Source organism: Nocardia sp. NPDC059154, from assembly GCF_042755705.1.
Taxonomy (GTDB): domain Bacteria; phylum Actinomycetota; class Actinomycetes; order Mycobacteriales; family Mycobacteriaceae; genus Nocardia.
In genome coordinates this window covers 61,505-74,240 of record NZ_JBHZCS010000017.1, presented here as the reverse complement: position 1 = coordinate 74,240, position 12,736 = coordinate 61,505, and the positions used below count along the sequence as shown (strand labels likewise).

The 12,736-nt window shown below is 68.1% G+C and carries 12 protein-coding genes; 5 read left to right on the top strand and 7 right to left on the bottom strand.

From position 1 onward, the window contains the following. Positions 1 to 33: 33 nt before the first annotated feature. The 4 genes from ACFXN1_RS16905 to ACFXN1_RS16890 all read right to left on the bottom strand — a co-directional run bounded on the left by ACFXN1_RS16905 (position 34) and on the right by ACFXN1_RS16890 (position 3,363). A complete protein-coding gene (locus ACFXN1_RS16905; RefSeq protein WP_379437631.1) occupies positions 34 to 573 on the bottom strand; it encodes a TIGR00730 family Rossman fold protein in 540 nt (179 codons plus the stop codon). 48 nt (positions 574 to 621) lie between these two features. Continuing rightward, a complete protein-coding gene (locus ACFXN1_RS16900) occupies positions 622 to 972 on the bottom strand; it encodes a nitroreductase/quinone reductase family protein (RefSeq protein WP_379437633.1) in 351 nt (116 codons plus the stop codon). 475 nt (positions 973 to 1,447) lie between these two features. Next, entirely contained in the window at positions 1,448 to 2,644 is a 1,197-nt protein-coding gene (locus ACFXN1_RS16895) for a glycosyltransferase 87 family protein (protein ID WP_379437635.1), read from the bottom strand. An 83-nt stretch (positions 2,645 to 2,727) separates the two neighbouring features. After that, complete coding sequence (locus ACFXN1_RS16890) at positions 2,728 to 3,363, bottom strand: TetR/AcrR family transcriptional regulator (RefSeq protein WP_379437636.1); 636 nt, start codon at positions 3,361 to 3,363, stop codon at positions 2,728 to 2,730. Between the two features lie 174 nt (positions 3,364 to 3,537). Between ACFXN1_RS16890 and ACFXN1_RS16885 the strand changes: the two genes are divergently transcribed. Together ACFXN1_RS16885 and ACFXN1_RS16880 are read left to right on the top strand one after the other, a co-directional pair. Continuing rightward, complete coding sequence (locus ACFXN1_RS16885; protein WP_379437638.1) at positions 3,538 to 4,473, top strand: metal-dependent hydrolase; 936 nt, start codon at positions 3,538 to 3,540, stop codon at positions 4,471 to 4,473. Further along, complete coding sequence (locus ACFXN1_RS16880) at positions 4,473 to 5,612, top strand: hypothetical protein (RefSeq protein ID WP_379437639.1); 1,140 nt, start codon at positions 4,473 to 4,475, stop codon at positions 5,610 to 5,612. Before ACFXN1_RS16885 ends, ACFXN1_RS16880 begins: the two co-directional genes overlap by 1 nt. A gap of 34 nt (positions 5,613 to 5,646) precedes the next feature. Here the strand turns inward: ACFXN1_RS16880 and ACFXN1_RS16875 are convergent, their stop codons facing one another. From ACFXN1_RS16875 to ACFXN1_RS16865, 3 genes are all read right to left on the bottom strand, one after another. Next, positions 5,647 to 7,362 (bottom strand): BTAD domain-containing putative transcriptional regulator, encoded by a 1,716-nt coding sequence (locus ACFXN1_RS16875; protein ID WP_379437641.1) that lies wholly within the window; start codon positions 7,360 to 7,362, stop codon positions 5,647 to 5,649. A gap of 161 nt (positions 7,363 to 7,523) precedes the next feature. Then, complete coding sequence (locus ACFXN1_RS16870; protein WP_379437643.1) at positions 7,524 to 8,546, bottom strand: AraC family transcriptional regulator ligand-binding domain-containing protein; 1,023 nt, start codon at positions 8,544 to 8,546, stop codon at positions 7,524 to 7,526. 49 nt (positions 8,547 to 8,595) lie between these two features. Next, a complete protein-coding gene (locus tag ACFXN1_RS16865) occupies positions 8,596 to 8,745 on the bottom strand; it encodes a hypothetical protein (protein ID WP_379437644.1) in 150 nt (49 codons plus the stop codon). Between the two features lie 197 nt (positions 8,746 to 8,942). On the opposite strand from ACFXN1_RS16865, the gene ACFXN1_RS16860 reads away from it, so the two are divergent. From ACFXN1_RS16860 to ACFXN1_RS16850, 3 genes are all read left to right on the top strand, one after another. Further along, positions 8,943 to 9,794: an SDR family oxidoreductase gene (locus ACFXN1_RS16860; RefSeq protein WP_379437646.1), complete on the top strand. Its 852-nt coding sequence runs from the start codon at positions 8,943 to 8,945 to the stop codon at positions 9,792 to 9,794. A 12-nt stretch (positions 9,795 to 9,806) separates the two neighbouring features. Then, a complete protein-coding gene (locus tag ACFXN1_RS16855; RefSeq protein ID WP_379437647.1) occupies positions 9,807 to 11,075 on the top strand; it encodes an MFS transporter in 1,269 nt (422 codons plus the stop codon). A gap of 92 nt (positions 11,076 to 11,167) precedes the next feature. Continuing rightward, positions 11,168 to 12,706, top strand: coding sequence for an MFS transporter (locus ACFXN1_RS16850; RefSeq protein ID WP_379437649.1), 1,539 nt, complete (start codon positions 11,168 to 11,170; stop codon positions 12,704 to 12,706). Positions 12,707 to 12,736: the final 30 nt, after the last annotated feature.

Below are 12,736 nucleotides of genomic sequence, written 5' to 3'. Positions count from 1 at the left end.
GGCGCAGCAACGCGAATCCGCCCGGGGAGACGCTCAGCCGCGTCGTACCGCGTTCTCGAGATAGGCCATGGCGTGCGCACCGTCGGCGGCGAAGTACACGAGGTCGGCCAGCGGCAGCGGCAGGAAGCCCTCCGCCTCCATGCGCTCGAACTGCTGCATCAGCCCGTCGTAGAACCCGGCGGTGTTCAGCAGGACCACCGGCTTCCGGTGCATCCTATGCTTTTTCATCTCGAGGATCTCGGTGGCCTCGTCGAGGGTCCCGGTGCCGCCGACCATGACGACCACGCAGTCGGCGAGCTCGAGCAGCTTCGCCTTCCGCGCGGCCAGATCGGGGGCGATGATCATCTCGTCGGCGTTGGCGCGCGCCTTGCCGCGCAGGAACTCCGCCGACACCCCGACCAGCCTGCCGCCGCTGTTCTGCACCCCGTCGGCAACGACCTTCATCAACCCGGCTTCGGACCCGCCCCACACCAGCGTGTGCCCGCCCTTTCCGATCAACTCCGCGAACTCGCGGGCGGGCCCGGTGTAGCGCTCGTCGAGGTCGGCGGCCGACAGAAACACGCAGATGTTCATGCAGCCACTGTATTGCCGAAATGGGCCGCGGCCCGGTCGCGGTGGCGCTCAGGCCTTGTCGTCGAGGGTGACCCGCACCGAGACCCGGCCGTCCTCGCGCTGGGTCACCGCGTGGCCCGTGCGGTCGACGCCGTTCAGGTGCAACGAGATCGGCCCGCCCTCGCCCTGGAAGTTGCGCCACCAGCTCTTCTTGTCCGGCATGCCGACGCCGATGACGAGTTCGTCGCCCGAACGCCAGTAGTTGACCGGCGTGGAGAAAGTCTTGCCCGAGCGGCGGCCGGTGTAGGTGATGACGACGAATCCGCGGCCCATGAGCGGGCCGATCACCGGGAGCTTGGTCAGCGCCACGATACCGGCATTGACCCCGCCCACAACCTGTGCCACAACATTTTTCACCATGTGCGCCCTCCTGTTCCGGGGCACGGTAGCACGGGTGAGATCGGGGGCCCGGGGCGGCGGACCGCCCCGGGTCGGCGGCTCTACGGGAGGAACCACTTCGCGATGAGGGTGTTCACAGCGTCGATGAAGTCGCCGATGAAGTGCGGAATCATGGGCCTTTCCTCCTTTGTGGAAAATTCTGAACAAATAACCGTTACGAGTCGGTTCGTACCTGAACCGACAACGGTGCTGATCACCTATTCGTTGCCGGAGACTGGACGGATGGCAATCAAATCCATTCCTGCCGGAATAGTCCGGGAAATGCCTTGGAAAGGAACAAAATTCGCCGCCGGACCGCACCTTTCACCCCGGCAGCGTGTTTGCTATGAATTTCCTAGGCTATCCCCTCCCCGGTGCCGCATCGTCACGGCAAATCACGATGAATAAATCGGAGTATTCGATCATCGACCATGGCCCGCCGCGAATCTCGTGTATGTCAGCCGACGCGGATCGGATCCGCGACCGATGCCCGGGGCCGCTCGACCTCGGCGCGGCGCGCCACCGACAGGCCGTACAGCAGGGCGAACCCGTACACGATCACGTGGGCGTTCTCCAGAATCGGCTCGGTGTGCCAGGGTTTGGGCAGGACGAAGACCCCGACCGAGGCGAAATCCGGAGTCCACTGGTACGTCCATGCCCCGGTGGCCACGAACAGCAGCGCCGCCGCGAGCCACCACGGCGGCCGGGTCTGCGCCCGGTGCACGAGATGGACCAGCAGCGGGACGAACCACACCCAGTGGTGTCCCCACGAGAACGGCGACACCGCACAGGCCGTCATCCCGCCCAGCGTGACCGCGAGCAACCGCTCGCCGCAGCGGTCCAGCACGGCGACGAGCGCCAGGCCCACACCCGCCACCACACCCCCGAGGATCAGCCACAACCAGACGGGCGCGCCGCCCCCGGTCAGGTGCGCGAGCACTCCCCGGACCGACTGGTTGGCCGGCTCGGTGTCGGGCGCGATGCGCTCGGAGTGGAAGAAGGTCGAGAACCAGTACTCGCGGGATTCACCGGGCGAGACGAGCCAGGCCAGGGCGACCGTCGCCGCCAGCGTCACCGACGCCGTCGCGGCCGAACGCCATTGGCGCAGCACCAGATACTGCACGATGAAGAAGGCCGGCACCAGCTTGATCCCGGCGGCCACCCCGACGCCGAGGCCACGCAGCCGCCCGCCCTCGGGCCGTGCGAAGTCCCACAGCACCAGCAGCATGAGCACCAGATTGATCTGCCCGTAGAACAGCGTGGTGCGCACCGGTTCGAGGAAGACGCACGTAATCGCCAGCAGCGCACCGATACTCGCCACGCGTGCGTTCATCCGGTAGCCGAGCATCCGCCAGCACAGCAGGACACAGGTATACAGCACACCGAGATTCACCAGCAGGAACGCATCGGTGATCCAGGCCGCGGGCACGGCGAGCCCCGGGATGAACACCATGGCCGAGAACGGCGTGTAGGTGTAGAGCAGCCCGCCGACGGTCTCGTCCCGATACAGCGAATGCCCGTGCAGCAAACGCCAGGCGCCCTCGCGGTAGATGTGCACATCGAGCCCGCCCGCGAGGATTCCCGCCTTCTCGAGCCAGGGATCGACCGTCGTGAACACCAGCACCAACGCCAGCAACGCACTCAGTGCGAGCACGAAAAGCGTTGTACCGGAGCGGGAAACCTCCATCGAGCGTGAATCCGACACAACCAATTAGCCTAGTGAATGACCTGGCGTGATCACGACCGCCCGTTCGGCGCACCCGACACGCTGCTCGCCTGGGCGATGATCGCCGACCCCATCCAGCGGCGCAGATACCGCCGCAACTCCGCGTCTTCGCGCGGCGGATTGCCCGGCGAGATGAAGAACGACTGCATGGTGCGCAGCAGGAATTCCACCAGCTCGCGCAGGGATTCGTCGTCGTAGCCGTAGTGCCGCCAGTCCACGTCGAAGCGTTTGATCATGGTCATGCCGAAGGCCTGCGCCTCCGCGGAGGTGATGTCGGCGGGGTCGGCATTGGAGTAGGTGGCGGCCAGCAGGATGCCCAGGTGCGGCGTCCGGCGCACCTCGGCGAGGGTGTAGACGACGCCCTCGGTCATGGCTTCGACCGGATCGGTCATGCCGCTGACCTGTGCGGCCAGCCGGTCCAGGAAGTCGTCCACCGAGGCGATGGCCGAGGCCCGCATGAGCGCGTCCGCGCTGGGGAAGTACCGGTACACGGTCTGGCGGATCACCCCGAGCGATTCCGCGACGTCCGCGATGCTGATCTCCGCACCGGTGCGCGCGATCAATTCGACTGCGGCGGCGACGATTCGACGGGATGCCTCCTCGTCGTTCTCCGGCGGACTCCCGCCCCACCCGCGCCTTCGTGCCACGGCCCGACCGTAACACGCGGGATCGTCCCGTCCAGTACGGCATACGGTCTGAGCTGGGTTTTCCAATCATACACTTGTACGCGTCTGTGTATGTTTGTATGTTCACAGCGGCATCGGAGCGCTCGACCGGGCCACCGGACCCATCCACCGCCAGAAGACGAGGTATCGCCCGACATGACGGATTTGATTGTGCGGAAGCTGACGTTCGCGTTCGAGGAACACGATGTGCCGTTCCTCTGGAATCCCGAGAACCCGGCCTTCTCCAGCATGGCCAACGCGGTGTCGTTCCTGGCCATCGGTTTCGAGAAGATGATCGTGCAGATGATCACGCAGGCCAAGCCGCGATTCACCGACGCCGCCGTCGCCGAGGAGGCCGACGCCTTCATGCGGCAAGAGGGGCAGCATTCGACCGCGCACCGGCAGCATGTGCGCGGATTGATCCGCGCCTATCCGGGATTGCAGGAGACCCTCGACGAGGTGGTCGCCGAATTCGACCGGCTCACCGCCGAGACCCCTCTCGAGTACCGGCTGGCCTACACCGCCGATCTGGAAGCCACCTTCACCTCGGTCTTCAAGCTCATGCTGGACAACGAGGCGACGCTGTTCCGGCCCGGGGACGACCGGGTCGCGTCGCTGTTCATCTGGCATTTCGTCGAGGAGGTCGAGCACCGCAGTTCCGCGCTCATCATCTTCGATTCGCTGGTGGGCAGCGATCTCTACCGCATGCGGGTGGCGCCGTCCATCTTCCGGCATGTGCTGCGGGTCGTGCGCATCGCCTGCGCGGGATTCAACAAGCATGTGCCACTGGAGGATCGGAAGATCGACGCCATGTCGATGTTCGCGACCTACCGCTACCAGCAGTTGCTGGGCAAGCTGATACCGCGCTTCGCGCTGCCCTACGCGGGCCCGGGGCCGCGCGCCTTCGACGACCTGCCGCTGGGCGAGCAGCTCACCGCGCTGCGCGGCATCATCCGCAGCCAGCTGCCCAACCATGATCCGGCACACGAGAACACACCGGCGCTGGCCGATGTGTGGTTCGAGCGCTACCGCAACGGGTATGACGTCACGCGCTGGTACACCGCGGAGGCGACCGGGGCGGAGGCGAACTGATGGCCGGCCACTGCGCACCCACCTTCGACCAGCTCGCCCGATCGCTCGGCTTCTCCTGCGATACGGCGGGCGGGCTGGTCGAGGTGAGAAACCCGCTGGCACTGGAGAACTGGACGCTGCCCGTTCTCGAGCTGACCGTGATCCTCGGCTCGGTGCTCGCGCTGGTGTGGGCCATCGTGCGACTGCGCCGCCACGGCGATCCCACCAACGTGGTGCTGTGGTTCGGCGCGACCGCGTACCTGTTCATCATCGAGCCACCGTTGTATTTCCCCGCGGCGTTCGGTATTTCGGGGCATGTGGACACGATGTTCGCGCACAACGTCTTCACGGTGGATTTCCTGTGGGGGCGGTTGCCGCTCTACATCGTGGCGATCTATCCGTTCATGGCGACGCTCGCGTACGAGATCGTGCGCATGCTGGGGGTCTTCCGGACCTACGGTGCGATCGCCGGGGCGGCCTGCGTCGGATTCGTGCACCACGCGTTCTACGAGATCTTCGATCAGATCGGGCCGCAGCTGCGCTGGTGGGAGTGGTCGACCTCGAACCCGCTCAACCAGCCCATGTTCGATTCGGTACCGCTGCCGAGCGTGGTGGTCTTCGCCGCGCTGTGGCCGATGTCGCTGGCGTTCTGCGTGTACTGGTTCGTCGGGCGCCGCGTCGACGGCGGCGAGCGCTTCACCGGCCTCCAACTGGTCTGGCGCACCATCGTGATCGGCCTGCTGGCCTCACTCGGAACCTTCATCCTCCCGCTGCCCGCCACCGCGCTCGGAGCCGGCAGCACGACCGTCCGCGGCATCATCTACGCGCTCGAACTGATCGTTCTCACCCTGGCGGCGATCGTGCTGATGTACCGCCAATGGACGCGCCGACGACAGCCTGGATCGGCCGACCCCGGCTACGACAACCGATTCGTCCGCGCCTACAGCGTGGTCTACCTGCTCGTCATGGCCGTCCTGTGGGCCACCGCCCTCCCCGACTTCCTCGACGCCACCGGCGGAGTCACCCGCAACGGCGACCCCATCGGCAACCTCTGGTACACCCTCGCCTGCTTCGCCATCGGCATCCTCTGCGTCGCAGCCGTTTTCACCCTGCCCACCACCGCCGTTTCGGAGAAGGAGGATTCACCCGCGACTGCTTGATCGAATGCGGTACCGGCGCACCCGATCCCGGTGACTACGCGACGCTCTGCTCGGAGCAGACGGTGGAACCGACGAAAGCCCGGATGGTTTCCAGCATCCGGTAGCGACGGCCGTCGAACTCGACCAGGGATTTGTTCACCAGGCGGCTCAGCGGGGCCAGGATGTCGCCGGGGCCGACCTCCTGGAGGGTTTCGAGGGTCGCGCCGTCCGGGAACAGCCAGAGGCGTTGGGCCAGGCGACGTTCCGGGGCGGCAAGGGTGTCCCAGCTCCATTCGATGGCGGTGTAGAGGGAGCGGTGCCGTTCCACGGCGGAGCGTGTGCCGGCCAGCAGGCGGAAACGGTCGTCGAGGCGGCGCAGGATCTGGGCGGGGGTCATGGTGTGGACGCGGGCGGCGGCCAGTTCCAGGGCCAGCGGGATGCCGTCCAGGCGGCGGCAGATGGCGGCGATCGTATCGTAGTTCTCGTCGGTCAGGGTGAAGCCGGATCGGACCGCGCGGGCCCGGTCGAGGAACAGGTGTACCGCGGCGGAGCCGAGGGCCTGCGCGGGGGCCGATCCGGGTGGCGGCGACGCCAAAGGCCGTACCGGGAACAGGGTTTCGCCATTGATGCCGAGGGGCTCGCGGCTGGTGGCCAGCACCGTCAGGTCGGGGCAGCGGCTGAGCGCGTCCGCGACCAGCTCCGCGATATCGAGCACGTGCTCGCAGTTGTCGAGGACGAGCAGCAGCTTCGCGCCGACGGCCGGGCGGTGAATCGGGCAGGCGTGCAACGAATTCGGCTCGGCGCGCAGCCCGAGCCCGGCCAGCAGGTGCTCGCCCGCGGTGGCGGCGTCGCCGATCGCGGCCAGCTCGACCAGGCGGCAGCCGTCCGGCCAGCGGGGGGCCAGGCGGGTGGCGGCCTCCAGGGCGAGGCTGGTCTTGCCGATCCCGCCGGGACCGGTCAGGGTCAGCAGCCGGGTCGAGGGCAGCAAGGCCGCAAGGCGGTTCAGGTCGGGTTCGCGGCCGATCAGGCTGGTCAGGCGGACCGGCAGGGCAGGCGCGGGAGCGGCTGCGGGGCCCTCGCCGCGGTCGAGGGCGAGGACCAGCTCGCGGGACGGCGGCACGCCGAGCTCGCGGCGCAGCTGCGTACGGGTGGCGTCGAAGACCTCCCGGGCCCGGCCGGACCGGCCGGCGGCGGTCAGCGCATGAATCACCCGCACCGCCAAGGACTCTCGCAACGGCTCGTCGCGGAGTTCCGCCTCGAGGGAGGCGACCAGCTCCCGTGCCCGTCCCAGTGCGATGTAGGCGTCGGCACGGGCCTCGACCGCGTGCAGGCGCAGCTGGTTCAGCCGGTCCGCGTGCCAGTACAGGTCCGGATGGTCGGCCAGGTCCGCGAAGGCCGCACCGCGCCACAGGCCGAACGCGACATCGAGGGTCCGGGCGGCGGCGGCGACCTCACCGGCCGCCAACCGGCCGATGCCCTCCTCCGCCAGGCGCGCGAAGCGGTGCATGTCGATGTCGTCGGCCGCGACGCGCAGCCGATACGCGCCGCCGTCCGATTCCACCGCCGCGTGCTCCGGCAGCGCCGCGCGCAGCCGTTTCACCAGTGTCTGCAGGGCATTCGCCGGATCGGCCGGCAGGCTGTCACCCCAGATGGCGCCGATCAGCGCGTCACAGGTCGTGGCCCGGCCGGGCTGCAGGGCGAGCAGTGCCAGCAGCGTGCGCACCCGCGGACCACCGACCCGTTTCACCTGCCCGTCGGCCGAAATGCCCACTCCACCAAGGAGCGTTATCTGTCCCACACGTCCCTCGCTCGACATCAACCCACTCGATTCGGCTCCCCCGCATCGTCAGTTTCATGGGACGACCGGTCCGTCGACGAGGGTTGATTGCGCCAATCACAAGGCAAAAACGTGCCAATCCGGACGAGAGTGCGTCAGTCCTGCCACCGTTCCACCGCGCGGCGGGCCGACCGAAGATCCTTGTAACCGAGTAGTTCCGCCTGTTCCGACCGGGTCAGCGGGCCGTCCACCGCGGCCTGCTCGTACCGTCGGCGCCGGGCACGCTCGAGCTCGGTGCGCCAGGTCGTGCCGCGCTCGGCCAGGCGCCGCTGCAACGAGCGGCGGCTCAGGAACAGGCGGGCGGCGACCTGGTCGATGGTGACCGAATCCTGCTCCAGAGCAGCCGAAATGACCAGGCCCAGATGGTCGGTCCAGGTGGTGGCGCGCGGCGGCGCCACGGGCTGGGTGGTGGCCGCGTACCGCTGGAGGATCTCGGCCAGCCGCGGGTCCGCGGTGCGCAGCGGGCGGGCCAGATCCGCAGTGCTGACCGTGATGCTGTCCGCGGGTGCGCCGAAATCGATGGCGTCGGTGCCGAACAACTCGACCAGCCGGTCGTGGTTGCGCGGCGCCCGCTGGTGGAACGCGATACGGACCGGGCTCACCGGCCCGTCCATGACCAGCCTGCTGCGTGTGAAGATCGCGGCCAGGCCCCACTGCGCGGCCAGCTCCCGGCCCCGGCCCTCGCCATTGATCATGCCGATCTCGAAGGTGACCTCCTCCTCGGTCTCGAGGCCCGGCTCCATGCGGAAGTTCGTGGTGATGGCCCCCAGGTACGTTCCGCACAGTTCCAGCCCGGCCCCCAGCGTCGGCGCGGTGCTGAAAAGGTAGTCGTACAAACCCACTTGGCCCAGGACGTACCGCTCGGCGATATCGAGCGCCGCGTCCGGGTTGCCGAGCCCGTGCTCGACCACCTCCCAGGTGCGCAGGTATCCGGCGCTGGGGACGCGATACTCCTCGCCGTCGCTCAGCGACCAGGTGGGTACCCCCGAGTCCCGGGTGAGCTGTCGCGGTTCCAGTCCCGCGGAAACCGCGTGCCGCAGTATCGATTGCGGCAGCCGGACATTGTCGGTCGCCTCGACCTGCACGCGGAGCTCCTCCGCCGCCGAAACCGCAACCATCGGCCTACCTCCCTACCTCGCGCACACACCAGGTTCAGCGCGTTCGCCCTCACATAGCTTGTGGCGCGACGGGATCCGGAACAAGAGCGATCGTCGAGAAGAGCGGTTCAGCCCACCTGACGGTGATCTCGGGGACCTCCTCGCGCAGGTCCCGAGGCTCGGCGATGCAGCCGTCGGCGATGCGGAAGGTGTCGACCACGGCGGTGCAGCGGTCGCCGTCAGGCCCCGCAGTTTGCGGGACCATCCTGGCAAAGCGCTGTCAGCGCGCTGGCACCGTCGGGCGGCCTACCCTTGCGCTCTCGACGTGATCGGTGCAACAGGCTAGGCTGACTGACTTATGAGTCAGTCTGCTTGCTTCGGATGGCGGAGACGAGCGAAAACCCAGGAAGGAACCTCATGTCTGAATCAGATCTGTTCAGCGGCCGGACCGCCGTGGTCACCGGCGCGGCCGGCGGGATAGGAGCCGCGCTCGCGGCGGAGCTCGGCGCGCGCGGAATGTCGGTCGTGCTGGCCGACATCGACGAGATCGGTGTCCGGCGGGCCGCGGCGGAGCTGCGCGAGAGTGGGGTACGGGCGCTCGGCTACGGGGTCGATGTGGCGGATCCGGGGTCGGTGGCGGAGCTGGCCGCGGCGAGCTATGAGGAGTTCGGATCGGTCGAATTGCTGTGCAACAACGCGGGGGTGCTGCTGTTCGGGCCGGTCGCCGACGCGACGATCGGCGACTGGCGGTGGCTGTCGTCGGTGAATGTGGAGGGGATGCTGAACTGCCTGCACGCCTTTCTCCCCCGCATGAGCCGGGCAAGCGGGTGGCGGCACGTCATGAATACCGCGTCCACGCATGCGTTCCTGCCGGATACCGCCACCAGCGCGCTGTACAGCGCCACCAAGCACGCGGTCGTCGGCGTCACCCTCGGACTGCGGAGCGAGCTGGCCGATGACGGCATCGGCGTCACCCTGCTGTGCCCGGGACAGGCGGCGACCCGCATTCTCGACGCACAGCGCAATCGGCCCGACAGTTTCGGGCGGCGGGCGCGGGAACCGTTCGGCACCGGAGTGATTCCGCTGGCGATCGAACCGCACGACGTCGCCCGGGCGGCAGTCGACGGGATCCTGCGTAACGAACCCCTGGTCTTCGCGCTGCCAGAGTTCACCCGCGACACCTTCCGCAGTCAAGTCGAGGAGATGTGGCGGCTGGCCGATGACGCGCTCGCCGCTCGGGTCGAAACACCATGCCCTTCCAGCGATTAGCGCGAGCACCAGATGGACGAAAGGCTCGCTCCCGCCGCCGCGATCCGCACCCCCGACGGCGATCCCCCGGCCGACCGCGCACTGAAACGACTGCTGGCCTCGGTGCCCTTCGCCAGCGCGAGCTCCGCATTGGGCTTCGCGGTGTCGGGATACTATCTGGCACTTCAGGTTCAGGCCGTCGACGCCGATGCCAAGGTCGGCAATCTGGCACTGGTGCAGGCGGCCGGCGCGGTGGCCGCCATGGTCGCCCAGCCGCTGATCGGGGTGCTGTCCGATCGCACCCGCACCCGGGCGGGGGCCCGCTCTCCGTGGATTCTGCTCGGCGCGCTGATCGGTGCGGCCGGGCTGATCACCGCGGGACTGTCGACCACCATCGCCTGGCTGGTGGTGGCCGCCATGACCATCCAATTCGGTTTCAACGCCCTGGCGGGACCACTGTCGGCCATCCTTCCCGACCGGATTCCGATCCCGTTGCGCGGCCGGTATTCCACGCTGTCCGGATTGGGATCGATCGCCTCGGCCATTGTCGGACCGGTCCTCGCCTCGCTGTTCGCCGATCGCATTCCGCTGGGGTACTTCAGCGCGACCGGCGTGATCCTGGTGATCGTCGTGGCCTTTCTCGCGGTGAATCCGGAGGCTGACAATCGCGGCGTCCCGCGACCCGGATTCTCGGTGCGGGACTTCCTCACCGCCCTGTGGGTCGATCCTCGCGAACATCCCGATTTCGGCTGGGCCTTCCTCGGACGCCTGTTCATTTTCGGCGGCTATTTCATGGTGCTCACTTATCAGCTATATCTCGCGCAGGGCTACATCGGGCTCAGCACCGGCGAAGCCGCCAAGGTGGTGCCGCTGGTCGGCGTGGTGGGCCTGCCCGGATTCCTGGTGGCCATCGTGGTGGCGGGGCCGTACTCCGATCGCATCGGCCGCCGCAAACCCCTGGTGCTGGCGGGCGGGCTGATCGTCGCGGTCTCGACGCTCATCCCGCTGGCCGCCCCGACGGTGGCCGGACTGTTCGCCTCCGGCGCGGTGACGACCATCGGCTTCGGCATTTTCACCGCGGTCGATATCGCGCTGGTCTCCGAGGTGCTGCCCGCCAAGGACGACTTCGCCAAGGACCTGGGCATTCTCAATATCGCCACCACCCTGCCCAGCGTGCTGGCCCCGGCCATCGCGGCCGCGATCGTGCACCTGTCCGGCAGCTACGGCGCGGTCTATCCGACCGCGGCCATCGTCTCCGCCCTCGGCGCGTTCGCGGTGCTGCCGATCAAGAGCGTCCGCTGACGACGCGGGGAACCCCTCCGAACACCGAAAACCCTTTCAGGGCAACGGCTTCACCCTTCTCCACTCACAATCCCTCGAAAGGACTCCCTGTCGTGACCTCCTCTGCCTCCTTCGACGGCACCGAACCCGCCCAGCAGGTCGAACCACCGGGGATACCGCAACCCGGCTGGAATTGGCGCGCGGTCTGCTCGCTGGCCGCGCTGGTCGCCGTCGTCGAGACGCTCGCCCTCAGTTACCCGCTGGTGCCGATGGCGGAACCCGCCATCACGGCGCACTTCCATACCACCCAGGCCGGCTGGGTGATGACGTCGTTCCTGCTGGTCGGCGCCGCCACGGCGCCCCTGCTGGGCAAGCTGGCCGATCTGCACGGCAAGCGCCGAATCCTGCTGAGCTGTCTGGCATTGTCGGCGGCCGGTGCGTTGATGTCCGCGCTGGCACCCAGCTTCGCGATCCTCCTGGCCGGGCGCTGTCTGTTCGGACTGCTGGTGCCCTGCCTGTTCCTGAGCTACTCGCTGGTCCGGGATGTGTTCCCGCCCAAGATTATTGCGCTGGCGGTGTCGATCGTGACCTCGGCGGTGGGACTGGCCGCCATTCCCGCGCCGTATCTGACCGAACGACTGCTCGACGATCACGGGTATCGCACCGTCTTCGGGTTCTTCTTCCTGGTCACCGCGTTCGCGGGGGTGGCGGTGGCGGTCACCACGCGGGAATCGACTGTGCGGCTGCCGGTCCGGGTGGGCGTGCGCGGCGCTGCGCTGCTCGGTCTCGGACTGGTGATCGTGCTCATCGGGGTGTCGCAGGGACCGGCGTGGGGTTGGGTCACGCCGTCCACGCTCGCCTGCCTCGGCGTCGGCACCGTGCTGATCGTCGCCTGGCTCGCCACCGCGGCCCAGACCGGGGACGCCATGATCGACATCCGGCTGTGGCGTCGCCGCCCGGTGCTGCTCACCGCCCTCGCCGCCGGATGCGTCTATGCCGCAACGGGTTTGTACGCCATGGTGCTGCCGATGCTGATCCGGACCCCGGCCATGCTCGGGCTGGGCTACGGCTTCGGCGTGACCCCGAAGGGCGTCGCCGAATATCTGGTGCCGATCGGACTGCTGAGCGTGGTCGGCGGTATCGCGGTCGGTGTTCTCGCCGGCCGCCGGCTGATCCGGCCCGGTCTGCTGCTGGCGCTCGGAATGCTGTCGACCGCAATGGGTTCCGCCCTCACGGCGTATTCCCACGACAGTAAGGACCTGCTGCTGCTCTTCGCCGGGCTCGTCGGCCTCGGCACCGGCCTGGCGTACGCGGCGACGCCGAATCTGCTGATCGCGGCGGTGCCGCCCGGTGTCCAGGCGTCGACGGCAGCGCTGGTCAGCGTGTGCCAGACCGTGATTCCGGCGATCGCGCCGATCATCGCGTTCTCCATGATGAACGGTTCCCATGTCGCCAAGCTGCCGCCGATGATCACGCGGATGCTCAATGGCGCGGTCGTCTACACCGAAGCGGGACTGAAGATCGGATTCCTGATCGCGGCCGCGATCGCCCTCGCCGGGCTGCTGTTCGCACTGCTGCTGCCTCGCGCCATCGAGCAGGTGAGCATCGGGGCGATCGCGCCCGAACCCGCCTCGCCCGAACAGGCAGGCTGACCTCCCTCGAAACGCCGCTGGCCGGAACGG

Bases quoted from the DNA above. Each gene is read 5' to 3' on its own strand.
- ACFXN1_RS16855 (WP_379437647.1), top strand. From the start codon at position 9,807: ATGGACGAAAGGCTCGCTCCCGCCGCCGCGATCCGCACCCCCGACGGC.
- ACFXN1_RS16900 (WP_379437633.1), bottom strand. From the start codon at position 972: ATGGTGAAAAATGTTGTGGCACAGGTTGTGGGCGGGGTCAATGCCGGT.
- ACFXN1_RS16870 (WP_379437643.1), bottom strand. From the start codon at position 8,546: ATGGTTGCGGTTTCGGCGGCGGAGGAGCTCCGCGTGCAGGTCGAGGCG.
- ACFXN1_RS16860 (WP_379437646.1), top strand. From the start codon at position 8,943: ATGTCTGAATCAGATCTGTTCAGCGGCCGGACCGCCGTGGTCACCGGC.
- ACFXN1_RS16885 (WP_379437638.1), top strand. From the start codon at position 3,538: ATGACGGATTTGATTGTGCGGAAGCTGACGTTCGCGTTCGAGGAACAC.
- ACFXN1_RS16880 (WP_379437639.1), top strand. From the start codon at position 4,473: ATGGCCGGCCACTGCGCACCCACCTTCGACCAGCTCGCCCGATCGCTC.
- ACFXN1_RS16905 (WP_379437631.1), bottom strand. From the start codon at position 573: ATGAACATCTGCGTGTTTCTGTCGGCCGCCGACCTCGACGAGCGCTAC.